At 46.2% G+C, this 25234-nt stretch carries 22 protein-coding genes; 14 read left to right on the top strand and 8 right to left on the bottom strand.

Features of this window, described 5'->3' with window-relative positions:
* Complete coding sequence (locus tag LZZ85_RS23860; protein ID WP_237876038.1) at positions 1–384, bottom strand: BlaI/MecI/CopY family transcriptional regulator; 384 nt, start codon at positions 382–384, stop codon at positions 1–3.
* A 526-nt stretch (positions 385–910) separates the two neighbouring features.
* The gene (locus LZZ85_RS23855; protein WP_237876037.1) at positions 911–3145 is read right to left on the bottom strand and encodes a sodium-translocating pyrophosphatase; all 2235 of its coding nucleotides are present in this window, start codon (positions 3143–3145) and stop codon (positions 911–913) included.
* 591 nt (positions 3146–3736) lie between these two features.
* Between LZZ85_RS23855 and LZZ85_RS23850 the strand changes: the two genes are divergently transcribed.
* Both LZZ85_RS23850 and LZZ85_RS23845 read left to right on the top strand, forming a co-directional pair.
* A complete protein-coding gene (locus LZZ85_RS23850) occupies positions 3737–4633 on the top strand; it encodes a DUF1349 domain-containing protein (RefSeq protein ID WP_237876035.1) in 897 nt (298 codons plus the stop codon).
* Positions 4634–4725: 92 nt separating this feature from the next.
* The gene (locus tag LZZ85_RS23845; protein WP_237876033.1) at positions 4726–5346 is read left to right on the top strand and encodes an HAD family hydrolase; all 621 of its coding nucleotides are present in this window, start codon (positions 4726–4728) and stop codon (positions 5344–5346) included.
* Positions 5347–5449: 103 nt separating this feature from the next.
* Here the strand turns inward: LZZ85_RS23845 and LZZ85_RS23840 are convergent, their stop codons facing one another.
* Positions 5450–6091 (bottom strand): 3-keto-disaccharide hydrolase, encoded by a 642-nt coding sequence (locus tag LZZ85_RS23840; RefSeq protein ID WP_237876031.1) that lies wholly within the window; start codon positions 6089–6091, stop codon positions 5450–5452.
* A gap of 422 nt (positions 6092–6513) precedes the next feature.
* Between LZZ85_RS23840 and LZZ85_RS23835 the strand changes: the two genes are divergently transcribed.
* Together LZZ85_RS23835 and LZZ85_RS23830 are read left to right on the top strand one after the other, a co-directional pair.
* Positions 6514–7134: a hypothetical protein gene (locus LZZ85_RS23835; protein WP_237876029.1), complete on the top strand. Its 621-nt coding sequence runs from the start codon at positions 6514–6516 to the stop codon at positions 7132–7134.
* Between the two features lie 352 nt (positions 7135–7486).
* Entirely contained in the window at positions 7487–9892 is a 2406-nt protein-coding gene (locus tag LZZ85_RS23830; RefSeq protein WP_237876028.1) for a mechanosensitive ion channel family protein, read from the top strand.
* 64 nt (positions 9893–9956) lie between these two features.
* On the opposite strand, the gene LZZ85_RS23825 is transcribed toward LZZ85_RS23830, so the two are convergent.
* Complete coding sequence (locus LZZ85_RS23825; protein ID WP_237876026.1) at positions 9957–10787, bottom strand: ThuA domain-containing protein; 831 nt, start codon at positions 10785–10787, stop codon at positions 9957–9959.
* Positions 10788–10980: 193 nt separating this feature from the next.
* Here LZZ85_RS23825 and nudK point away from each other — a divergent pair, with 193 nt between their 5' ends.
* On the top strand, positions 10981–11586 hold the full coding sequence (gene nudK / locus LZZ85_RS23820; protein WP_237876024.1) for a GDP-mannose pyrophosphatase NudK: 606 nt from the start codon (positions 10981–10983) through the stop codon (positions 11584–11586).
* Between the two features lie 150 nt (positions 11587–11736).
* Here nudK and LZZ85_RS23815 read toward each other — a convergent pair whose 3' ends face one another.
* Positions 11737–13074 carry an MATE family efflux transporter gene (locus tag LZZ85_RS23815; RefSeq protein WP_237876022.1) on the bottom strand — a complete coding sequence of 446 codons (1338 nt, stop codon included), beginning with the start codon at positions 13072–13074 and terminating at the stop codon, positions 11737–11739.
* Between the two features lie 205 nt (positions 13075–13279).
* Between LZZ85_RS23815 and LZZ85_RS23810 the strand changes: the two genes are divergently transcribed.
* Together LZZ85_RS23810 and LZZ85_RS23805 are read left to right on the top strand one after the other, a co-directional pair.
* The gene (locus LZZ85_RS23810; RefSeq protein WP_237876020.1) at positions 13280–14116 is read left to right on the top strand and encodes an oxidoreductase; all 837 of its coding nucleotides are present in this window, start codon (positions 13280–13282) and stop codon (positions 14114–14116) included.
* A 126-nt stretch (positions 14117–14242) separates the two neighbouring features.
* Positions 14243–14689, top strand: coding sequence for a hypothetical protein (locus tag LZZ85_RS23805; RefSeq protein WP_237876018.1), 447 nt, complete (start codon positions 14243–14245; stop codon positions 14687–14689).
* 6 nt (positions 14690–14695) lie between these two features.
* Here LZZ85_RS23805 and LZZ85_RS23800 read toward each other — a convergent pair whose 3' ends face one another.
* Positions 14696–14875, bottom strand: coding sequence for a hypothetical protein (locus LZZ85_RS23800; protein WP_237876016.1), 180 nt, complete (start codon positions 14873–14875; stop codon positions 14696–14698).
* Between LZZ85_RS23800 and ku the strand changes: the two genes are divergently transcribed.
* The 6 genes from ku to LZZ85_RS23770 all read left to right on the top strand — a co-directional run bounded on the left by ku (position 14874) and on the right by LZZ85_RS23770 (position 22063).
* Positions 14874–15647: a non-homologous end joining protein Ku gene (gene ku / locus LZZ85_RS23795; RefSeq protein WP_237876014.1), complete on the top strand. Its 774-nt coding sequence runs from the start codon at positions 14874–14876 to the stop codon at positions 15645–15647. The two genes, LZZ85_RS23800 and ku, sit on opposite strands and share 2 nt — an antisense overlap.
* Positions 15644–18067, top strand: coding sequence for a DNA ligase D (gene ligD / locus LZZ85_RS23790; protein WP_237876011.1), 2424 nt, complete (start codon positions 15644–15646; stop codon positions 18065–18067). Before ku ends, ligD begins: the two co-directional genes overlap by 4 nt.
* A gap of 35 nt (positions 18068–18102) precedes the next feature.
* On the top strand, positions 18103–18918 hold the full coding sequence (locus LZZ85_RS23785) for a helix-turn-helix domain-containing protein (protein ID WP_237876009.1): 816 nt from the start codon (positions 18103–18105) through the stop codon (positions 18916–18918).
* Positions 18919–18987: 69 nt separating this feature from the next.
* A complete protein-coding gene (locus tag LZZ85_RS23780; protein ID WP_237876007.1) occupies positions 18988–19359 on the top strand; it encodes a VOC family protein in 372 nt (123 codons plus the stop codon).
* Between the two features lie 218 nt (positions 19360–19577).
* Entirely contained in the window at positions 19578–20603 is a 1026-nt protein-coding gene (locus LZZ85_RS23775) for an aspartyl protease family protein (RefSeq protein WP_237876005.1), read from the top strand.
* Positions 20600–22063 (top strand): early set domain-containing protein, encoded by a 1464-nt coding sequence (locus tag LZZ85_RS23770; protein WP_237876003.1) that lies wholly within the window; start codon positions 20600–20602, stop codon positions 22061–22063. The genes LZZ85_RS23775 and LZZ85_RS23770 overlap by 4 nt, the downstream gene beginning before the upstream one ends.
* A 163-nt stretch (positions 22064–22226) precedes the next feature.
* Here the strand turns inward: LZZ85_RS23770 and LZZ85_RS23765 are convergent, their stop codons facing one another.
* Positions 22227–22991 carry an oxygenase MpaB family protein gene (locus tag LZZ85_RS23765; RefSeq protein ID WP_237876001.1) on the bottom strand — a complete coding sequence of 255 codons (765 nt, stop codon included), beginning with the start codon at positions 22989–22991 and terminating at the stop codon, positions 22227–22229.
* Positions 22992–23107: 116 nt separating this feature from the next.
* Here LZZ85_RS23765 and LZZ85_RS23760 point away from each other — a divergent pair, with 116 nt between their 5' ends.
* Positions 23108–24097 carry a Gfo/Idh/MocA family protein gene (locus LZZ85_RS23760; protein ID WP_237875999.1) on the top strand — a complete coding sequence of 330 codons (990 nt, stop codon included), beginning with the start codon at positions 23108–23110 and terminating at the stop codon, positions 24095–24097.
* Between the two features lie 87 nt (positions 24098–24184).
* Here LZZ85_RS23760 and LZZ85_RS23755 read toward each other — a convergent pair whose 3' ends face one another.
* A complete protein-coding gene (locus tag LZZ85_RS23755; RefSeq protein WP_237875997.1) occupies positions 24185–25165 on the bottom strand; it encodes a type I glyceraldehyde-3-phosphate dehydrogenase in 981 nt (326 codons plus the stop codon).
* Between the last annotated feature and the right edge of the window lie 69 nt (positions 25166–25234).

Raw genomic sequence — 25234 nt, 5'->3', positions numbered from 1 at the left:
TTATTGCTTTTTAAGATCGTTCAGTATGCGTTGAATTTTTTCCAGTTCTTCCGGGGTTGCATTGCTTTCGCCCAGCGCCTGGATCACCAGTTGAGTAGGGGAACCTCCAAACAGGCTGTCGATCATCTTCCCGAGCAGGTGTTTTTGGGTTTTCTCCTTATTCACTGCTGCCTGGTATACGTGGGTGCGCATGGAATCGTCCCTCTTTACCAACCCTTTCTCATGCATGATCTGCATCAGTTTCAGAGTGGTCGTGTACCCGACTTCTTTCAAAGACGCCAGTTCTTCATGCACCTCTCTTACTGTTGCCAGGCCCTTTGTCCAAAGGATTTGCAATATTTCCAACTCGCTCTCTGTAGGCTTAATTGATCTGGTTACTGACATAGTTTGCGGTTTTACGGGTCGAATATACGACCTTTTTCGTATAAAGAACATGGCAACGCCTTATTTAAGGTTTTTTAACAATGGTTAACGATGAGACGTAGAAATACGAAGAAGGTTACAGTTTCGTTGACCGTTGATCGTTGACCGTTGACCGTTCACCGTTGTCCGGAGTTCAAGGGAGGTGGAATAGAATTGCATCTTCGTATGCAAATTAAAAGAGGGGGTTATCGTTTAAAAACGATAACCCCCTCTTTTAATTTGCGTCGGACAACGGACAACGGACAACGGACAACGGACAACGGACAACGGACAACGGACAACGGACAACGGACAACGGACAACGGACAACGGACAACGGACAACGGACAACGGACAACGGACAACGGACAACGGAAAAAAATAAGCCCCCCTGTAGAAACAGCGGGACTTACAATTAATGGTTATGATTAAGTTCTTAAATATCGTTGTGTTGGAACGCGGCGAAATTCAGGATTAAATTTCATTAAACCAAGAGCAACACAGTATATTAATGATTAAAATTTGCGGTCACTGATTCGGTCGCTTTCTGCTTTGCATTTTCAGAAACCGGTTGAATAACAGCTGGTTTTGTCACTTTGGCCTCGTCCGCTTTTTTTGCAGAGATCTGTGCGAGGGTTGGAGCGATCACCAGCGAAACGATGGACATCAATTTGATCAGGATGTTCATTGACGGACCGGAAGTGTCTTTGAATGGATCACCTACAGTATCACCGGTAACAGAAGCTTTGTGCGGTTCTGATTTCTTGTAAAAGGTTTCGCCATTGATCACCACACCTTTTTCAAAAGATTTTTTCGCGTTATCCCACGCACCACCGGCATTGTTCTGGAACATTCCCATTAGTACACCGCTAACGGTTGCACCCGCAAGGAAACCTCCCAGTGCTTCAGCACCAAGGCCCGGCATAAAGCCAATGATCAAAGGAGAGATGATCGCGATCGCACCCGGCAACATCATTTTCCTGATGGATGCCTGCGTAGAGATCGCCACACATTTATCATATTCAGGTTTGCCTGTTCCCTCCATAATACCAGGAATGGTCTTGAACTGGCGGCGAACCTCTTCCACCATTGACATGGCCGCTTCACCTACCGCACGGATCGCGAGGGAGGAGAATATGAATGGTATCATCGCGCCTACAAAAAGGGAGGCGAGCACATTTGCTTTATAGATATCAATACCGCTGATGTTTGCAACGCCTACAAATGCGGCAAACAACGCAAGCGCAGTCAATGCCGCAGATGCGATCGCAAAACCTTTTCCGGACGCAGCAGTTGTATTACCTACCGCATCAAGAACGTCAGTTCTTTCACGCACCTCTTTTGGCAGCTCGCTCATTTCAGCAATACCGCCCGCGTTATCCGCGATTGGTCCGAATGCATCGATCGCCAGTTGCATCGCCGTTGTTGCCATCATGCCGGCAGCAGCGATCGCTACACCATACAAGCCTGCACACTCGTAGGAACCCCAGATACCGCCCGCGAGGACAAGGATCGGAAGGAATGTCGATTCCATACCCACTGCCAAACCGCCGATCACATTTGTAGCGTGACCTGTAGAAGACTGGCGGATGATGCTCATCACCGGGCGTTTACCCATCGCTGTATAATATTCTGTAATGATGCTCATCAACGCACCAACAAGAAGACCAACGCCGATCGCGCCGGCAACACCCCACTTCGTAAACAATACGCCGCGGAGCTCCATATTATAAGGAAGCAACCAGTTAACCAGGAAGAACGCAACGATGGCTGTAAGTATCATCGAACCCCAGTTACCCATGTTCAATGCTTTCTGAACCGTAGATGTATTGATGCCGGCATTTTCACTGATACGAACAAATAATGTGGCAACGATCGAGAAGATAATACCAACACCGGCGATCAGCATCGGTAATACAACCGGAGAGAAGCCATCAAGCAGATCCGTATCATGAACGATAGTTTGCTGACCAAGTACGATCGTCGCAAGAACCGTTGCAACATAAGAACCGAACAAGTCAGCACCCATGCCCGCTACGTCACCCACGTTGTCACCAACGTTATCAGCGATCGTGGCAGGGTTACGCGGATCATCTTCAGGAATACCTGCTTCCACTTTACCAACAAGGTCAGCACCTACGTCAGCAGCTTTTGTATAAATACCGCCACCAACGCGCGCGAACAGGGCGATAGATTCCGCACCAAGCGAGAATCCTGTAAGCACCTCGATCGTTTGCAGCATCGCTTCAGAGTTAACTTCCGCATCCGGCGCGAAATATTGTTTCAATACAATGTATAATCCACCCAGACCGAGAACAGCAAGACCAGCTACGCCAACGCCCATTACTGCACCACCTGTAAACGATACATTCAGTGCTTTACTAAGGCTTGTCCGTGCAGCCTGCGCTGTGCGTACATTGGCTTTGGTAGCCACTTTCATTCCGATGAATCCGGCAAAGGCACTTAATACCGCGCCGATCGCAAATGCAATTGCGATCAACCAGTGTGAGTGAGGATTGGCGCCCGCCATCACCGCCAGTAAAATACCAACGATCACAACGAAATAGCCAAGTACTTTCCATTCAGCTTTCAGAAAAGCCATAGCACCTTCGGCAATGTAATTACTGATTTCTTTCATCCGGTCATTGCCGGCATCCTGCTTGGAGACCCAGTTAAATTTTACGACTGTGTAAAGCAATCCAATGATGCCCATCACTGGCACGAGATAGATCAATTTGTCCATAAGCAAAGCGTGTTAGTTACTTTAAAGTATTCCGAAAATGGGTTAAAAATCTTCGGGGGAGGGCAAAGATAGGGTTTGAAGTGGAGATTTGACAGAGGACGGACCAGATTGCAGAATGACTGATCTTAATGTTTTAATTGTATGATTTCCAGTTTTTTAGACTCTATTCTCCGTTTCCCGCAGCGGTTTGATGGATGTTTTAAGCATCATCGCCCATCCAGGTCTCCGGTTCCAAACGGGTGCCAACCGTTCGTTTGACAGGTGGAGGATGAATGGAGAATAAACGAATAATGCTAAAAGAGATATCGGTCAGTATATGTCCTGATAAACCTGCATGAGTCCACCATTGCGGTCAATTCAGGGGTAGACTGGCTAAGGAGTAGCGGAACGGACCCAAAAAATCCCGAAGAGCGAAATGCACAAGAAGGGAAGAGTAATCCGTTTCGTTCTTCCTGCCCTTACGTTGCTCACACCAGCCAGACTTTATGTTTGTTCATTGAGCAGTTGTTTTGATCAGTTCAGCCATTCACATATACGTTGCACGGACAGACGATCTAATTTCAGGATAATCATCCTTAAATATGTTATAGCATGAAAAGTATTCTGACCGTAATTGCAGCCTTACTTTTTACCTGTTCATTTGCGCAGAATGAACTCGGTGATCTATCTGATGAATTCAACGACACTTCTTCCCTGAGGCAATGGCGTTTTTTTCATCAGGTAGAAAATTATCCTGATAAAATAGACAAGATCTCCGTCGGCAACGGAATATTAAATCTTCAACCGAAAGCCTCCGGCTGGTACGCAGATAACCAGGCCCCCTTTCTGTTTAAGATGGTGACAGGGAATTTTGATGTAAGAGCAAGGATCCGTGTAAAAGGAGAAGCAACAGACCTTCCATCAGTTGATTGGTCACTTGCCGGATTAATGGTTCGCCAGCCCAAGCGGACCACGAGTGCAAACTGGATCCCTCGCCAGGAGAACTGGCTGTTCATTACCACTGGCGTTGCCGATGATATCAGTATTCCGGTAATGGAAATGAAAACAACCAGTAACAGCATTTCGAACTTAAAACTTCGTCCTGCCAAAGCCGGTTGGATCGAACTGCGCATTGTGCACGTTGATGCCGCATTTGTATTAATGTCAAGAGCGGAAGGAGAGAAGTGGCAGATACAGGAAAGATTCTACCGGCCGGTAATGATGGGGCCATTGCAGGTAGGGCTGAATGCATACAGCTGCTGGAATGCAATTCCACCTCCCTTGAAATCCGATCCGAAAGCATTTAATGAAACGGTTGCTACTGCAAAGGCCGACCTGCTCCTGCAGGTAGATTATGTGCGTTTCAGCCGTCCGGTGGCAAATTGGAAAAACGCGTTAGGGAACAGGTATGACGAGCGTTATCAAAGCATACTGTTCTATACACCGGCCAACCTTCTTACCGACTACAGCATTTCAAACGAGCAGGTACTCGCCCTGTTAGGTGACTGATACCAATTGAACAATTTTTGCAGCGGGAAGTACAAGAACTACCTGAGTGAAAAGAATTACATTTGGAGACTCACCAAATGTAAAACCTGTATATGCAAATAGCTCCTGTCACCACTTTGTTTTTAGATATTGGCGGCGTACTGCTGACCAACGGATGGGGAAGAAGTTCAAGGAAACTGGCTGCTGAACATTTTGGACTTGATCTCGTTGAAATAAATGAACGGCATCATCTCACTTTCGATACGTATGAGATCGGAAAGATCAGCCTTGATGAATACCTCGAGCGGATCGTGTTCTATGAGGAACGAAGTTTCTCGATGGAAGACTTCAAGTCCTTTATGTATAAACAAACTCAGCCGTTCAATGACTCCATTCAGTTCTTTAAGGAATTAAAACAACAGAACGGACTCAAAGTAATAGCGGTGAATAACGAGGGACGGGAATTAAACGATTTCCGGATCAGGCACTTTGGTTTGGATGAGTTGTTTGATGCTTACGCATCTTCCTGTTATGTGAAATTCAGGAAACCGGATCTTGATATTTATCGCGTAGCCTGTGATATCGCAAGAGTATTACCGCATCAGGCTGCTATGGTCGACGACCGGCCGATGTTCACGCAGGTAGCATCTGTACTTGGGATCAACTGTCTGCATTTTGACAGCCTTGACGGTATAAAGGAAAAACTAAAGAAGATCAATCTGCATCATCGTTAGTTAGCCTTCTTGAAAATACAACTCTATCGTTGTGATAGCAGATGACCGGCGGCTGATAGTCGCCGGTCATCTGCTATCATAAAGCTATTACGGGCAAATTATATTACCATGGGATCAGTCTTGTCCGGATATTGCGGTAATAGACCACACTGTTCGGATCGTGTGCCTGCAATGCAAATGTACCACTGGAGATCAGGCGCTTTTCCTGTCCCTTTGAACGTTCAACATTGGCAGGTTCAGTATAGTCCACCACGATCTTGTCATTTATTTTAATGATCACGTGCTTGCCTTCTACCCTGATATATTCGGTGAACCATTCGTTATCTTTTACATACACCTCTTTAACGTCCTGGATATTATAAAGGCTGCCTGTACGCCGCCAATCGCTTTGCGAATTGTTCACCTGCACTTCATAACCTTTTTCCGGCCAGCCGCTTTCCTGGTAAGCAGTATGAAAGTAAATGCCTGAATTAGCACCCGGCTTTGTCATCACTTCCGCTTCGAACTCAAAATTTTTAAAATCATGCTCGTGATTAGGACCATCATAGAAAAGGTGGGCGACAGGTCCTTTTACAACGATACGGCCGCTGTCAACAGAGAACGAGCTGGCATTGGTTCCTACCTTCCAGCCATTGAGGGTTTTGCCATCAAACAAGTAAACCCACTTGGTCTTTGGGGCACAAGTGAAGGCATACAGACCGACTGAAGCACCGATGCATAAAAAAGCGATAATTGATTTTTTCATAAAGCTGATTGATATGCGTAAAGCTAAGGATTTCCGGTCACACTGATCTGACCGCCGCAGCCCGGCTGGGTAGGGCAATGTCGTTAAGTTCATACATGAGACCTTAAAAGTCTTCCTGTATCAGATCGATGGCGATGAGTGATGGTGATGGCCGTTGGCCGAAATCAAACAACAAGCAGAGCTCTCTTTGGTTTGTCCAAATCTGCCTTCGTGAGATGCACGCTTTTTTCGGAACTATCAAACTGCAGAGTGCGGCCATCAGGCATCAGTCATCGGGCATCGAACAAACCCGGAACAACCTCTTCACTTAACGACATTGGGAAGGGAGGCTGGAGCTATTCCGGGCCGCTAAAAAATATACTCCACACGTAGGGGTCTGCAAAGGGTTGCTTGTTGTATCTGAAATGAACAATAAGATAATTATGAAAAGAACATTACAACTAATGCTGTTTTGCGTGGTGATGGCGAACACCGCGGTTGCACAGGATAATATCCGCACTGTATTCAGAAAAGGCATCCTTTCATCTGGCGGTTATGGAGCAATCACCAATAAGTTCACAAAGTTGCGTGGCGAACATTCCAACCTTTCCGGTATCTATGGTGGCTGGTATATCAATCATCGCCTGATGATCGGGCTGGCAGGGGCCGCGAGTACAAATAACCTTCCTGTCCCTTTACAATTCAGTACTGATCCGGCCCGTAACAGAACTTACCAGTACGGACAGTTTGGCCTGATGACAGAATATGTTGTCGCATCTAATAAGCCCGTACACCTCGTTTTTCAAATGTTTGGCGGTGCTGGCTTCACCCTGCAGTATGACAGGAATAACTGGAGTGGCAATCATGTGAATTCAATCAGTGATGAGAACTGGTTTGTTGTTGCAGAACCCGGTGTGCAGGTAGAAGTGAACCTGTTCAAATGGATGCGGTTCAGCCCGGGTGTTTCATATCGTGCAAGCTTTGGTAGTGATGCGCAGGGTATGAAGGATAAGGATATCAGGGGGATCAGCTATAATGCGACGCTGAAATTTGGGAAATTTTAATAGACACATACCATTTTAATAAGCAAGCCATTTCGATAAGCAAGTGTAAGCATTGTTCGAATCTATTTGGGCAATGGCAGAAAATGGCCGGTAAATTTCCGGTTGACGACAGAGCAAAAGAAGGGAAGGGCACTGTCAACCGGAATTTACCATTCCGAAGAAAACTCAGATCAATTCAATCAATATAGAAAATATTTCAAGTCTACCTCTACACGCAGGTCACTGCATTCAAACTCATCGGCAAAATTTGCCCGTTATACAGGCCTATTCCGGGCTTTGCTATTTCGTTGAATAGTATCAATTTGAAAATACCAATCCCTTTCCTACTTTTACTCCCGGATTAATTGATCTTATGCAAAAGCCAACTCTACCCCTTGTATTCGTCAGCATTTTATTGCTTGCCAGTGTTCTGTCTACCGCACAGGACAGCCTTCGTTTTAAACGGGATACAACCCTTCGTAATGATACGTCGAGGCGGGATACAACCCGTTTCCGCAGAGGGATGAACTCTCTTTTTGCAGACTCATCAAAACTCACTTCCAGCGATTACCAGCTCCGTATTGAAAAGACATATGACGTTCTTTCGATGATCCGTAATCAAAGTGATCTCGGTCCGGGAATCGCCGCTATCAGGGAAAAGCTCGCAGACAGCGACTCGTCACTGTTTGTGCTGAAAGACAATATCGTTAACAACAGCAGCGCCCTTAGTTTACGTAACCTGCAAATGTTCCGCACACTCCTTGCCAATATACATGAAGACATCGAGCACCAGCGAATGGTGCTTGATAGTGCAGAAGCCGGATTGAGCGGACTCCGTACGGAAATGAAAAACCTCATCGCAGATACAGTGCTGCGTGAGCTTTGGCGGGACTCTGCCAACCGGCAGCTCTTTGCTGCGCAGTTAAAAGATATGCGTGAAGCATGGCGCACCAGTACTACAAAACTAAAGGAAAGCATTGCGCTCATTAACCAGCTGCAAACCCACAATTCCGGCAATGCCATTACCACTGCATCGCTTGAGGAAAAAGTAAACAACCTGCTGTTGAATTCATTCGCACGCGTATTTGGGAAAGAATTCAATTATCTCTGGGAACCAACCCCGGACAGTTCACTAAATAAACTCCGCTCTGCTTACGAAAGAGCTTATACGGGCGAAAGGAAAGCGCTGCGGTATTATTTTAAAGACAGTGTGAACACCCGTCTATTTCTTCTGTTGATCGGATTGCTGTTTGGCATCTGGGCTTACCGTAACATATTGCGTTTAAAGAAGGCGAACGCGGTGGATATATTGAAAGGCCCGCAGGTGGACTATTTATACCCTCATTATATCGCTTCTGTGTTTCTGGCGATGTTCTCACTGGCTCCGCTCTTTGACCTGGATGCACCTTCTGTTTATATCGAATCGATGCAGTTCCTGCTGATACTTACATTGACTTTTATCTGCTGGAAAAAATGGCCGCGCAAATTATTTGTATACTGGATCGTGATGGTGTTCCTTTATCTCTGTTTCTCCTTTACGCATCACCTTCTTGTTCCGGGTGTATTACAAAGAAGCTGGCTGATCCTTCTTAATGTGCTATCTGTTATTTTCGGCTCGCTGTTTCTTCGGGGAATGAAAGATCATCTTCATTTCCGTGGCTTTCTCCGCTTTGTGATCATTCTGCATAATGTAATGAATGTACTGGCAGTTGTATGCAATCTTTTCGGTCGCTTCTCTCTTGCACAGATACTTGGCAGTGCTGCTATATTTTCATTCACGCAAGCCATTGGCCTGGCAGTGTTCAGCCGTGTTATCATCGAAGCGATCCTTTTGCAGATCGAAGCAAGCCGGATCAGACAGGGAGTAAAGAATGCCTTCGATTACCAGGCGGTTCTGCAAGCATTTAAAGGCCCGATCGCATTTCTTGTATTCGTATTATGGCTGATCGTTTTTACCACGAACCTTAATATTTACGAAACTTCTAAAGAGGTATTCGTATTCATTATGCAGAAACAAAGAAGTGTCGGCAGCGCCACATTCACCATCGGAGGTGTATTACTTTTCTTCCTGATCATCTGGGTGGCACATCTCCTGCAGAAATATGTTGGCTACTTTTTCGGGGATACAGGCAGTGAAGAAATAGAGAACAAACGCCAGCGTTCAAAGATGCTGATCGCGCGACTGGTGGTTCTTTGTCTTGGTTATCTTCTTGCCGTAGCTGCATCCGGCCTGCCTGTTGATAAGATCACCATCGTTCTCGGCGCTCTTGGTGTTGGTATCGGTTTGGGCCTTCAGAATATCGTCAGCAACTTCGTGTCGGGTATCATTCTGATATTCGACAGGCCATTACAGGTTGGGGATGCAATTGAAATAGGAGATAAAGCTGGTAAAGTAAGGGAGATCGGACTTCGTTCAAGTACATTGCTCACAACCGATGGGGCGGAAGTGATCATCCCTAACGGAGATATTCTTTCTACCCCCATTACCAACTGGACGCTCACCAACAATCAGCAGCGTCTTGCTCTTTCTTTATCCGTTAGTGGCAGCAACGATATCGAAAAGGTTAACAAGCTCGTCACGGATACGATCATATCGTCAGGGTATGTGATGGAAAATGTTGCACCGCAAATAGAATATATCTCTATAAAAAAGGAGCAATTCGATCTTAAAGTGTATTTCTGGTGCAAGGATGTTTTTAAAGCTTCGCAGGCTAGAAGTGCCATCATTTATCTGCTTCACAAGCAACTTGCCCGGGAGGATATAAGTATCGAAGCATAAAGAACAACGATGCCTGCTTCCGCAATAACCTTCAAATTACCGTTGGAGCGGGAGCAGGCAGTTATTATTTATTTTTCTTGCCCAGCCAGAGTAATGCGTCTGTGATCAGTTTGTTCTGTGTTTCATTGGTGAAATGAAAGGAGAGCTCTTTGTTGGTGCCACCTTCATAATCAATATCGTTGTGCCCCATGTTCACATAGATCATCCTGTAATATTTATTTGTCCATACAACCGGGTAGTATCCGCTATGCCAGATCTCGTGTTGTTTTGGCCCTGTTCCCAGCGGGAAGCTTGAAGGGTCGATGGATAAAAGGATCTGTATGGAATCATTCTTCCGGAGATCTTTTTCCCAGCTATACCATTCATTGGGAGCCGACCTGAAGGTTGCTGGAAGACCTTTCGTCGCCGGATGAGAAGGTTGCTCAATTTTCAACACGGCAGAAGTAGGGCGCCAGGTATTCCCTTTATACTGACCCGAACCGAGAAAATGATTATGATACCAATCCCAGTTCTGCTGCACGCCGGAAGGCGTTAATGCAAAGCCTGCAAAATGGAACCCCATCCATGCTCCTCCTTTTTCCATGTATCGCTGAAAAGCTTCACGCTGTGCAGGTTTTTCAGGACGGGTATCAAGAAAAAGTATCACCTGGTATTTTTTCAGGAAGCTATCATTGAGGTTGTCCCAGTTAGCCGTTGAATCATAAGAAAACCCATATTTACCGGCCGCTTCCGGGAACCAGCGGTTCGCTTCATGAACAAAACTGATATGCGCCTGATCGGCTTTGGCGGTATAGAACGCAATCACGTTAAAGGCAGATTCTTTCTGGGAGAATACGGAAAGACAGGTAAAGGACAGTAGTAATAAAAACGGCAGTGATCGTTTAATGGCAGTCATTATCGGATTGATTAATAATGTATGAAAATAATCTTTTTGAGGATCATTTTTCCCTGTATTCACGAAAACGATTTCTCTTTCGACAGCCCTGCTGCCGGCTTTTTCCTGCAATTCACTAAACAAATTTCACGGCTGGTACTTTCCTGCTGACAGTTCATTTTCTCTTTCGTTACATTGCGGCAAAGCATTACAGATGTCAGATAATATCAGGATCACAAACACCGAATTACTTTCCGATCATTGGTACGTTTTAAATAAGATCACTTATGATTACCAAAAGAAGAACAGCGAATGGGTGACACACACCCGGGAAGTTTATGACCGTGGCAATGGGGCCACCATTTTACTTTATAACAGAGAGAAGAAAACCGTTATTCTTACCCGGCAATTCCGTCTCCCGACTTTTGTGAATGGCAACGATTCGGGAATGCTGATAGAAGCATGTGCAGGACTGTTAGACACTGACAATGCAGAAGATGCCATCCGTCGTGAGACGGAGGAAGAAACCGGCTACAAGGTCTCCGATGTCAGAAAGATCTTCGAAGCCTATATGTCTCCGGGCTCAGTAACGGAGATCGTTTATTTCTTTGTGGCTGAATACAGTCATCATATGAAAGTAGCTGAAGGCGGCGGCATTGAACATGAGCAGGAAAATATAGAAGTCCTTGAGCTGCCTTTCGCCAACGCAATCAGGATGATAGAGGCCGGAGACATCAAAGATGGTAAAACGATCATGCTGCTGCAGTATGCGGCACTGCATGGGTTGGTGGGAGGAAGGGAGAAGGGTTTAAGAGTTTAATGGTTAAAGAGTTTAAAAGTTTAAAAGTTTAATAGTTTAAGAGTATGCTACTTTAATATTTTAACCTAAACATTGTACATGAACTTCTGAACTCTTAAACTTTTAAACTATTAAACTCTTAAACTTTTAAACTCTTAAACCCTTCTCCCTTCACACCTTCCGCGCCATTCTCATAAACCGTATACAAAGAAAAATGCTTGAGCAGGAAAGGCCGGCAATGAACCCGACCCAGATCCCTGATGCCCCCATGTTGCCTTTGAAAGCAAGAAGATAGCCGAGCGGAATACCAATTACCCAATAGGCGATCGCGATGAGTATAGTGGGAATTTTTACGTCTTTGATCCCGCGAAGCAAACCGGCACCTATGGCCTGTGTAGCATCGGAGATCTGAAAGATCGCTGCGAGTACAAGCAGGAGTGAAGCCATTTCAATCACGTTTGCATTATCATTGAAACCTGTGGGTAATATATTGCGAAGCACAATGAAAAGCGTTGCACAGAAAATCCCATATAGCAGACCGGTGATCAGTGTACTCTTCCCTATATTCAGGATCTTCTGCCTGTTGCGGGTTCCAAATGCGTTGCTTACACGGATCGAACTGCCCTGCGCGAGGCCGAGGGACGCCATGAATGTGAAAGATGCACAGGTCAGCGCGATCTGGTGCGCCGCCTGCTCTGTAGCACCGATACTTCCGATGATTATTCCCGACACGGCAAATGCACCACCTTCCATACCGATCTGTAAGCCGCTGGGAATGCCGATGTGTAACAATTCTTTGATCGTTTGCATTTTTAACCGCCACTGGTTTTTTCTGACCGCAATGTACCGGTTAAAGACAGGGTGCCAGAGGATCACAGCTCCTAGTGCGAGGAACATCAGCGTTCGTGTGATCAGCGTGCTCCAGCCTGCTCCTGCCAGCTCGAGGCGTGGAAACCCCGCATTGCCAAAGATCAACAGCCAGTTCAGGAGAATGTTGAGCGGCACACCAATGACTGTTATGATCATCGCTGTGCGCGTTTTTTCCAGCCCGTCTGCAAATTGCTTTAATGACATGAACAACAACATCGGGATAACACTCCAGCCCATCAGTTGAAGAAATGGTACCGCCATTGCGGCTACTTCCGGGTCCTGTTTCAGATGAAACAAAATACCCTTCCCAAATTCAAGACCAAGGGAAATGATCAATGCCGTTAAGGCACAAATCCAGAATCCGTTATAGAAATAGTGAGATACTTTTTGAGCGTCCCGCCGTCCATGTGACATGGATACCAGCTGCGATACTGAAATGGTCATACCTATTCCGACCACAAAAGGAATATTCAGCACGGCCAGTACAAGAGATGCCGCGGCCAGTTGCTTGTAACCCAACGCACCGGCCATCGCTGTATCGATCAGGTGAAGCGCCATCTGCGCTATCTCGCCAAAAATTATTGGTAAAGAAAGCTGAAGCGTTTTCTTCGCTTCATGCACTAATGAATTTGATTGCATATCTGATCCGGCAGGCAAACCTGTAATTAATCATCAATAATCCCGCAAAGATGATCTATTTTCAGTTACTGGAATAATACATTAATGTATTGCTGAAAACATCCCTACAGCTCAACAATAGGGTAGATTGATTGTTGAATAGGTTCTTATGACAGGATCTTTTTAAAATATCCTGGTAATATCTTCATTTAAATTTAATGCAGTTATGAGTAAAGTATGGTTTATTACAGGTTGTTCCACCGGGTTCGGACGGGAACTGTCAAGACTGGTTTTGGAACTGGGTCATAAGGCTGCCGTTACAGCGCGTAATCCGAATGATGTGCAGGATATTGTTTCTGAATATCCCGGTGCCGCATTAGCGTTGAAACTTGATGTGACGAAGCCGGCGGAGGTGAAAGCGGCGGTTCAACAGGCCGCCCAGAAGTTTGGCCGCATAGATGTACTGGTCAATAATGCCGGTATTGGTTATTTCGGTGCGATCGAGGAAAGTGAAGACGAAGAGGTGAGGAGAATGTTCGAGATCAATTTTTTTGGCCTCGCACAGGTTACGAAAGAAGTGCTGCCTATTATGCGTAAGCAACGCAGTGGGCATATTGTAAATATCTCTTCGATCGGAGGACTGGTCGCATTCCCCGCTGTAGGCTTTTATAACGCAACCAAATTTGCTGTGACGGGGTATTCCGAGGCGCTCGCAAAAGAAACAGCTCATCTTGGTATCAAAGTAACGGTTGTTGCCCCGAGTGGGTTCCGGACGGACTGGGCGGGACGTTCTGCCAATAACTCGAAGATCGTCATTGATGACTATGCCACTACAGCGCATGCGAATAAGGATACGATCCGTGGCTATAGCGGCAATCAACCGGGTGATCCGGTCCGCGCAGCAAAAGCGATCGTAAAAGCTGTGGAAGCAGAAAATCCCCCGCTTCGCCTGCTGCTTGGTGCCGGTGCCATGAAAGGCGCGCGTAACAAATTGGCAGAGTTGAAGAATGATTTTGATACATGGGAAGAAACAACGCTGAATGCCGATCATCCCAAATCCTGACCGATACGACCTTTGCAAAAAGATCCTGCCCTGCGCGGGATCTTTCTGTTTGTCTTCCGGAGATCATAAGGGGAATATTGTAGATTGCAACCCAAACACATTGGATTGCCACCTCTTTACCGTTTTATGAAATATATTATCTTCCTCGCTATTATCTCGCTGGCTTTTTCCTGCATTTCAACCAGGCAGGCGGCCACACCAGTTGCTGCCAATACCGATACGATCCCGTCACTGATCAAAGGAGATTTTGCTGATGATTACGATATACGCTATACCCTGACAGATTCACTGTTTACGCAATATCCCCAGGCACGTTATCATATCCTCAAATGGAATACAAAAGAACAATACTTCGTTGCGCGCAATGATACAGCAAACCCCAGCGAGAAAGGACTTTACTCAAGGATCGATTATATGTATTTCCAGAACATGGAGCCCTGGCACTGGGGCTTCTGCCTGACCGTCTATAACGCGCCTTCAGATTCGCTTGCAGAAGTGCAAGCCATTGCCGACCGTAAGAACCCGCGTAAAGGTTGTAACGGCTATCCATTCTCCCGCATGAAACGACGCTGAAACGTCCTAAGATAAAGGCAGAGACGTATAGCTGAGTTCCGCAAAGATCGCAACGGATGCCAGGAAATGTATACTTCGCATCTTTTGCTGTCGCTTTCCGCCCTCCCCGGCACCCTGGGCCACCCGTTGGAATGGAAATGCAACCTTTGGCATGCTTTTTCTCCCCATTCTGAAAATACTTCTCATGAAAGCAATCTGGACGGGCTCTATTGGCTTCGGACTGGTCAATATCCCTATCAAAATGTACAGCGCTGTGGAAGAAAGTACACTGGACCTTGATATGCTGGACAAAAAAGACCACGCTAATATCCGGTTCAAACGCGTAAATGAGAACACTGGCCGGGAGGTCGCCTGGGAGAATATCGTCCGCGGCTATCTTCTTAATGAAAAATATGTTGTCCTGGATAAGACGGATTTCGAAAAGGCCAGCCCCGAAAAGACCAAACATATAGAGATCACCCAGTTCGTCGAAGAAACAGAAATAGACAGCACCTATTTCGAATCACCTTACTACCTCGAACCGGATAAGACCGGTACCCGCGCTTACGCGCTTCTTCGAGAGGCCCTGGCCAAATCAGGTAAAGCAGGAGTGGGGTTGTTTGTGATGCATAATCGTGAACATGTTTGCATCATCAAGGCGCTGGATGATGTCCTGGTATTGAACCGCATTCGCTTCTCCCAGGAGATTCGCACACCCAAAGATCTCAATCTTCCCAAAACAAAAAGTAAACCTGCCGAATTAAAAATGGCCGTCAGCCTGATCGATCAGCTTACGCAGCCGTTTGATATCAGCGCATTCAAAGACGAGTATACAGACAAGCTGATGAAGATCATTAAGGCCAAATCAAAAGGAAAGAAAACTCCTTTCAAACCAATGAAGGTGGTGCATTCAACAACCAAGGACCTGATGGAACAATTGAAAGCCAGCCTTTCCTCCGGTAAAAAGAAAGCATCATGAGCCTGACCACCTATAATAAAAAACGGGATTTTAAACAGACCGCTGAGCCCCGTGGGAAAAAGAATGCCGCTTCAAAGCTTCGGTTCGTGGTACAACGGCACGAAGCATCACGGCTTCATTATGATTTTCGCCTGGAATTGGGCGGGGCGCTTAAAAGCTGGGCCGTACCCAAGGGACCTTCATTGAACCCGTTGCAGAAAAGACTGGCGGTAGAAGTTGAAGACCATCCGGTCGACTATATCACTTTCAAAGGCGATATCCCTAAAGGAAATTACGGCGCGGGTCATGTTGATATCTGGGACAAAGGAACCTTTATCCCCGTTGATCAGCAGCATGAGCCCATCAGCGAACGCGCGGCGCTTGCCGGGTTGAAAAAAGGCGAACTGAAATTTGAATTGAAAGGATCCCAATTGAAAGGAGAGTTCGTTTTGGTCCGTCTGAAAAAAGACAATGAAAAGAACTGGTTGCTCATCAAACATAAAGATGAACACTCTGTAAATACAATGTATGATGCAGAGAAAGCGAAGAACAAACCGGTCAGGACGATCGCAAGTATCCGCGATGGCAAATCGAAAAAACTGAAAAATTTTACCAGTCCCATGCTGGCAACGATCAGCAAGATGCCATTTGATGATAAGGACTGGATCTTCGAAATAAAATGGGATGGATACAGAGCTGTTGCCGAAACAGGGGGTGATAAGGTTAAACTGTATTCAAGAAATGGTCTCGACTTTAGCGATCGTTACCCCGCCATTTATCAATCCCTGCAAAAGTTAAAGCATAAAGCTGTACTTGACGGGGAGATCGTTGTGTTGAACGGAAAAAGCCTGCCTGATTTTCAAATGCTGCAGCACTATGAAAATCATATTGACAGCCCGCTTATATACTACGTATTTGACCTTCTCGAACTGGATGGTAAAAGCACAAAGAAATTGCCGCTGATCGAGCGAAAGAAATTGTTAAAGAAGTTGCTCGGTAAAAATAAAACAGTCCGTTATTGTGATCATGTAGAAGAACGTGGTACCGATTTTCTTGAACAGGCAAAGAAACAGGGATTGGAAGGGATCATCGCCAAAAAGAAAGACAGCGAATATAAAGAAGGATACAGGAGTAAAGAATGGTTGAAGATCAAGAACGTGCAAACCACAGAAGTGGTGATCGCCGGTTATACCCGCCCACGTGGCTCTCGTAAGCATTTCGGATCATTGATCGTTGCAAATAAAAAAGGCAGAGCATGGGAATACCGTGGTCATGTGGGAACAGGATTTTCTGATGAAACACTTGCGTCACTGAGTAAGTCGATGAAACCGCTTGAAACGGATCAATCTCCCTTCAAACAAAAAGTTCCCGTAAACGATGAAGTGACCTGGTTAAAACCAAAGCTGGTTGCAGACATCGGCTACGGTGAGATCACCAGGGATAAGATCTTCAGACATCCCGTATTCCTTCGTTTGCGTGATGAAAAATCCGCGAAACAAGTCAACGAAGAGATCGTTGATGATATCAAAGAGGTGAAGAGGAATGAAGAGATCAAAGTTGGAAAATTCAATGTTACTGTCAGCAACCGGCACAAAGTATTCTGGCCTGATGAAGGCTATACAAAAGGAGATGTGATCGATTATTACGATAAAATATCTTCTTACATCCTGCCATATTTGAAAGGCCGGCCGTTATCATTAAAGAGAAATCCCAATGGGATCCGGGATGAAGGGTTCTTTCATAAGGATGCCGGAGAGAATGCGCCTGATTATGTAGACGTATTCAAGTATAAAAGCGGGGATGGGAAGATCATTGATTATATCGTTTGTAATAATAAAGCCACACTTCTTTACCTGGCCAATCTTGGAAGTATAGAGATCAATCCATGGAACAGCAAAACCACGTCCAGGGATAAGCCCGGCTGGATGGTGATAGATATCGACCCTTCGGATAAGAATACTTTTAAAGACGTGGTTGATACGGCACTGGCTGTTAAAGAAGTGCTTGACCGCGCAAAGATCAGGTCATATTGCAAGACTTCAGGAGCATCCGGATTGCACGTGTATGTTCCGATGAAAAATAAGTACACGTATGACGAGGTAAAGGATTTCGCGAAGATCGTTGCGCAACGGGTGCAGGAACTTCTACCCAAAACTACCACACTGGAGCGTTCTTTGGCAAAGCGTGGCCCAAGGATCTATCTGGATTATCTCCAGAACAGGATAGGGCAGACGCTTGCTTGCGCATACAGTCTCAGGCCCGTTCCCGGAGCGCAGGTGTCCACACCACTGGAATGGAAGGAGGTAGATCACCGGCTTAGTCCATCGCAATTCACCATCTCCAATATTTTTGAACGGGTAAAGAAAAAAGGAGATCTTTTCAGGGACGTACTGACTGGCTCCACCAATATTACCAAAGCATTGAAAATACTGGACATCTGAACTGGAGGAGAAGTATCTTTGGACATAACCTGCTCATGAATTATTACCAGATCCCTCCGCCGCCGGTACTTGCAAAGTATGTGCGGTTCTTCTGGGTGCTCGAAGGCGAACCCGGGCGCGGGGAAACCTATATACACAGATCCGTCGCTGATGGAAGTGCTGAAATGATCTTCCATTACCAGGGGCTGTTCAATACATTGACCGGTCCTTCTGTTCCCAGTGAATTTCGCGCAGGCATCGATGGACAATCAAGTAAATTCCGTCGTTATGAAACAGGAGGACAGTTCGGTATATTCGGCGCATATCTTTTCCCGTTTGCCGTTCCTGCCTTACTTGGCCATTCGGCCTCAGTTATAAGCAATCAGATGCCTGATCTTGCATCACTCCTTGGCCAGGAAGGAAAGGACCTGGAAGAACAGGTAATGCTGGCTGCAGATAATAAAAAACGCGCCGCCATTCTTTCGGGATTTCTGTATCAGCGTCTTCAAAAAAATGAGCAGCCAGCTCCGTCGATATTTTCATCTATCAGTTATATCATCAATACACGTGGTGTGGTGAACGTGGACACACTTGCAGCTGATGTATGTCTCTCCACGCGTCAGTTTGAGCGGCGGTTTAAAGAATATGCCGGCTTCTCTCCCAAATTGTATTCGAGGATCATTCGTTTTCAGGCGGCGATCTCGGCTTTCGGAAATCATTACAAAACGCTTACAGAGGTCGCCTATGAATGCGGATATTATGATCAGTCGCATTTCATCCACGACTTCAAAGAATTTTCGGGCTATCATCCACGGCATTATTTCAAAGGCGATACAGAAAGTACACGTTGGAAAGAAAAACAGGATAAATGAAAGATGTCGTGTTTTTCCAATTTTACTATTTTCAGGTCAGCTAGTTTTGACTGAACAAAAATTAAACAAATGAAAATTCCTCAGGGCCATCAGGCTGTAATGCCTTACCTTATTCTTGACAACGCAGACCTGTTTCTTCATTTCGTCAAAACGGTGTTCGGTGCGGAGATCGGGCATGAAAGCCGTAATGATGATGGGAAACTGGGTCATTGCGAAGCACGTATCCATGGCAATACGATCATGTTCTCCAATAGCACTGAACAGTTCAAACCACGCCATGCGGATCTCTTCGTTTATGTAGAAGATGCGGACAAAACTTTCAAGGAGGCGCTTGCCCAGGGTGGCACGGTGATCATGCCGCTGGATGATAAAGATTATGGAAGAAGTGGTGGAGTCGAAGATCCAACCGGTAATATCTGGTGGATCACCGCAGTCAACTGATACTTGTTGCGGGCTTTGCGATACTCCTGCCCCAATAAATCTTAAAAGGATGCAAATGGGGCCGGCCGCCTGTACGGGCATTAGCGGAAGGCCGGTCAAACTTTAAGACTTGTTATTTTCTTTTAATGGTTGTCCGCGAATTTGACCGGTAACCTTTCTCACTTTGCGGCGTCTTATCTTTGAAACCTTCGTTTGAACCGGAGAACCATAACAGCCTTATGCTTTTTTCAAACCTGTTGACGGCATTGCCATTTTTGCTGTTTGCTACGGAGCTTCCGAAGCAGCACAAGAAGACAGCGCCGGTGAAAACAGCGTTGTTACAAAAGCACGCCCTCCATACTGAAGATTCGTTAGCTCCCTCCGGAGCTGCCATTCGTTTTAAGGTCGATCCCATTGTCTCAACAGATTCGTCTACCTGTATCATCCCTTTTACACGGGTGGGAAATCTGATCGTGATCAAAGGAAGCGCGGATGGGGTGGAGGGAAACTTCATCCTGGATACCGGGGCGCCGAGGCTGGTGTTGAATATGACCTATTTCCGGGATTATCCGACGCTGGCGGGAGAGGAGGAGGCTGGAGGTATCACCGGCGGATCTTCCGGAAACAGTCCCACTGCCTTAAAAAAATTTGATTTTGGTCCTGTACACTATGACAGGATCGAAGCTGACCGCGTCAACCTCGGTCATATAGAAAACACTAAAGGCATCAAGATCCTCGGATTAATGGGCGTTCAGCTGTTCAGGCAATTCGAGATGATCCTTGATTATGAAAAAAGCCTGATCTACCTGCATCTCATTACCCGGAAAGAAGCGTCTACATATAAAAGTGAGATGCTGGCAGACACATCGCAGTACAACGAATTTCAGATTGATCTCCTGGAAGATAAACTGATTACTTATGCCGAAATGGTCGGAAAGAAACTGACCTTTGTGATCGATACCGGCGCCGAATCAAATGTTCTGGATAGCCGGCTTCCCAACAAGATTTTCGAGAACGTCGCCATTACCCGCCGTATCTTACTGACCGGCAGCGGCAATAAAAAAGTGGAAGCACTTTATGGCGATATGAAGAATATGAAGCTGGGCAAACTGGCTATCGCCACTTTGCCGGTACTCGTTACAAACCTGGAGAAGATGTGTTTCTCCTATAATAAATGTCTTGACGGAATGCTGGGATTTGACTTTCTGTCCATGCATAAAATAGGATTTAACTTTGTTAAAAGGAAAATGTATATATGGAAATGACCCGTACCAGATATAGCGCCCGCCAGCTGGTACGCATACGCGTGGCAATGCTGATACTCCTGTTGTTTACAGTGGGTAACGGTATGGCACAGACGCCGGTTAAATCCTATACTGTGAAAGATGGGCGGATGTTCATCGCGCTCGGTAAAAAACTGAAAGAAGCTTCAGTAGACAGCTTTATCGTCCAATTTGGCCTGCAGGATCTCGGCCTGAAACATTTCCTTAAAGGCATGATGCTGGATTCCCTTGCCAGGCTTGGCTGGAAAGTAAATGTGAACAATAACGAGCTCTTTGTGATCAGCAAGCCGTTATTCGGATTTGATGACCTGAAGAACCCTGCCGAAAAGATCATCATGGCAGAAAAACCTAATTTTTCTGAAATGTTCCCCGCCGTCAGCAACCTGATCACCTACGGCGTCAATAAGTTCAAACGTGGTAACGGTTTTGCCGCCAGAGACTCCGTGGTAACGTTCTTTCTTCGTGCTAATTCGAATGCTTCACTGGTGAAGCTGTCCGGAAGTTTTAATGACTGGTCGCCGGACGCGCTTTCTATGAAAAGGACAGACAGCGGATGGATCGCCAATGTAAAACTTGGCCCGGGTAAATACTGGTACAAATTCATCGTTGACGGCCACTGGATCACCGATCCTGACAACTCGCTTAATGAAAATGATGGCCTCGGAAATGTAAATTCTGTTTTCTTCAAAACGAATTATGTATTTCGCTTGAATGGTTTCAACAATGCCCGCCGTGTATTCCTGTCGGGAAGCTTTAACGACTGGCGCGAGCGCAGCCTCTCAATGCAGGAAACTGAGACCGGCTGGCAGCTGCCTGTGTACCTGGCAAAAGGCACACATACATACAGATTCATTGTTGATGGAAAATGGATGACCGACCCGGGTAACGCGGAAAAACTACCCAATGAATTCAATGATTTCAATTCTGTGATCCGCATCGGGAAACCATACTTGTTCCGCCTCGAAGGCTATCAGGAGGCACGCCAGGTCGTACTCGCCGGCTCTTTTAACAAATGGAGAGTGGACGAATTGTATATGACTAAAAAAGCCGGGGGATGGGAGTTGCCGTATACGCTCGGCCCGGGTAACTACGAATACACTTTCCTGGTGGATGGTTCGGCTGCAAAACGCGCGGAGACCGGCGGCGGATCAAATCTTTTCTTCGTAATAGAACCTAATTATACGTTCAGGTTGAAAGGGCATCCGAATGCAAAAAAAGTTTTTCTCGCTGGTGATTTCAATGGCTGGTCGCCAAATGCTTTCCTGATGACAAAAGAAGGAGCCGACTGGGTGATCAGGGTGAATTTGTCGTTGGGAAAACACACGTATAAGTTTGTGGTGGACGATAAGTGGATCATGGATCCTAACAACAAATTGTGGGAACAAAATGAACACGGTACGGGTAATTCGGTCTTGTGGATGGGACAGCAGGGCGGGAGGTGAGCGTCTAACTTATGAGTTCTTTTGGTGAATGACTTAGCGTAGGGGTATCGCAAAGCGCGCAATGTAGACGCAATGTAAACGCAAAGAATCTTAGCGATCTTTGCGTTTACATTGCGCGCTTTGCGATACGTCTGCGCCAGGCTGAAATAATGCTGACTGTCTATCAATCCGGTTCTCTGTCCAGTGCCCTGATCTGATCCTGATAATCCTTTGGCAATAAGATTGCCTTCAATACACCATCCATCTTCACTTTCCGGCTGATCTTATATACAAAAAGCAAGGGGCCCGCCCATGAAAAAGAATCCATCTTCAGCATTCTTTTAACGATCATCGGACATACCAGCTTCTGTGATTGCTTCAGTATAAAATAACGCACTGCTCCTAAATGCTTACGGTATTGTTTATAAAGGTCCGTGGTGTATTTGCTTACTGCCAGATCCTGTCGCAAATGTTGATCATGACTGATCAGCCATTCGCTGTAAGTAGCAGGCAGCTCTTTTAAATTCATTCTTGATCCCATCCGGTAGAACACATCATACAGGTCATCCTTTTCAGCATCCGTCAGTCTTCTTTCCAGCAGTTCATAAGATGCTACAGAATAATGGATCAGCATAAATAACACGTCCCGGTAAGCCCAGTCCGGAATAACAGCACCCCGATTCTCTTCCACGGCCTTATGAATATGTGTAATGGTATCGATCGCTTTTTCCGCAGCTTCTTTTGGCGAGAAAACGATGCGCCGGGCATACATAACGGTAGAGAATAATCTCCCGAGCGGATCAGCAGGAAGCCTCCCCGTAAAATAAAGCCAGTCGACAGCCTTATTCAATGCAAATTCCGCCGATGCTCCGGCAAAAACAAACAGGATGGTATCACTCTTCCCCCAGATCTTCCGGACGATCGAGTGTTGGTCAACAAAGAATTCCATAGTTGTACAGGTTGATGTAAATGTAGGAAAAAGTTTTTGAGGGGGAAGAATGGGCCGCAGAGAAAAGACAACATCAGCGTTCCCTCTCTCTCCCAAACTTTGCCTTTCTTTGCTGCATGAAAAAACTCTCCTGGGGTATTATTGGCTGCGGTGATGTAACTGAAGTGAAAAGTGGACCCGCGTTCCAAAAAGCAGAGAACTCATCTCTTGTGGCTGTCATGCGGCGCAATGGAACCCTCGCAGAGGATTATGCCCGTCGCCACGGCGTTCCAAAATGGTATGACGATGCAGCTGCACTGATCAACGATCCTGAGGTGAACGCGATCTATATAGCCACACCACCGTCTTCCCATGAGGAATATGCATTGGCAGCTCTTGCCGCAGGAAAGCCTGTATATGTTGAAAAACCCATGACATTGAACGCAGAGAGTGCACGCAGGATGAGCCAGGCCGTGAAAGAACACGATGGAAAACTGGTGGTTGCGCACTATCGCAGGCAACAACCTGTTTTTAAAAAGGTGAAACAATTACTGGATGAAAAAGCCATCGGAGAGATCCGCTTTGCTTCTATCGATTTCAGGAAGGCAGTGCTGACTGAAGAAGAACTGCTTGTTCCCAGGACGGCATGGCGGGTGGATGCCCAAAAGGCTGGCGGAGGTTTATTTCATGATCTGGCCCCACATCAACTCGACCTGATGTATCATTTCTTTGGAGAGATACAGACAGCTTCCGGCATCGCCGTGAATCAGGCCGGCGTATACACGGCTGATGATATGGTAGCGGGAACGATCCTCTTCAAAAATGGTGTGGTATTCTCCGGCACCTGGTCATTTGCTGTATCAAAAGAACAGGAAACAGACCGCTGCATTATTGCAGGCTCGGAAGGGGAGATCCGGTTCAGCATATTCGATCATGCTCCTGTTGTTCTCGCTGTCAGAGGCGACACAACTTCCTTTGAGTTTGATCCGCTTCCCCATGTCCAGCAACCAATGATCCAGGCCGTAACAGATCATTTCCTTGGCAAAGGACCTAATCCGTGTACGGTAGAACAGGGCGTTGCAGTAATGGAATTGTTGGATTCTTTTACCAGGCGGGAAGGAAGGTAGAAGTCAAAATTAAAAAGTAAAAAATAGCTCATGACATAAGGGCTATTTCTTCCGGCATAAGCTATTTTTTACTTTTGACTTCTCACTTCATCCCCAGTATTCGAGCCAGTCGATCATCCGGCTCGTGAATCCATATTCATTATCGAACCAGGCGATCAGCTTAACCTGGTTTCCGATCACTGTCGTAAGATGTCCGTCTATCACGCAGGAGTGGGTGTTGCCTTTATAATCCAGCGAAACAAGCGGTTCTTCTGTGTAACCGACCACGCCCTTTAAGTCGCCTTCTGCGGCTTTCTTAAACAGCGCATTCACTTCCTCTTTTGTAGCAGGTCTTTTCAACTGTGCGGTGAAATCGGCCATCGCTCCGTTGGCAACAGGAACCCGCGTGGATACAGCAGCGATCCTGTTCTTCATGCCCGGCAACACTCTTTCAAGTGATTGGGCCAGATCTATTTCAACAGGAATGATCGATTCCGCAGCAGCACGGCCACGGATAAACTGAGGATGCGGAGCATCCACCAACTCCTGGCGTGAGGTATAAGAGTGAAGGATGTTCATTTGGATGGTCTCGATACCGATCGCATTGAGCAGGTCGATCACATGCACCGAGCAATTGGTCATGCAACCGCCCGGAGATATGATATCACTTCCGGGATCGATGCTGTTATGGTTGAATCCATAGATCATTAAAGGAATTTCTGCAGAGCCGGTTGTAGACAACAGCACTTTTTTAGCGCCGGATTTCAGGTGTTCGCGCGCACCGGTTTCCGAACTGAATTTACCTGAGCATTCCAGCACCACATCCACCCCAAGATCTTTCCAGGGCAGCTTAGACGGATGATCCGCATTAAATGCAGCGACACGCTTTCCGGATACTTCCAGATGGGTTCCATCAACAGAAACAGGGGCGGGATAGGTGCCATAAACCGAATCATACCTGATCAGGTATGCCAGGTTATCCGTTGGCATAATATCATTCACCGCAACCAGTTCCAGGTTCGGGTGATTCACCAGTCTTCTGAACAAAAGCCGGCCGATCCGGCCCATTCCGTTGATCGCAATCCTCATATCTGTCATTATTTTTTCGGACCGCAAATATCCGTAAAAGAAAAGGAATCGCAATGATCGTTGTCCGTT

The organism is Terrimonas ginsenosidimutans, from assembly GCF_022012415.1.
Classification (GTDB): Bacteria; Bacteroidota; Bacteroidia; order Chitinophagales; family Chitinophagaceae; genus Terrimonas_A; species Terrimonas_A ginsenosidimutans.
Note: the sequence above shows the minus strand (reverse complement) of the source record. Positions and strands in the feature narration are given on the sequence as shown.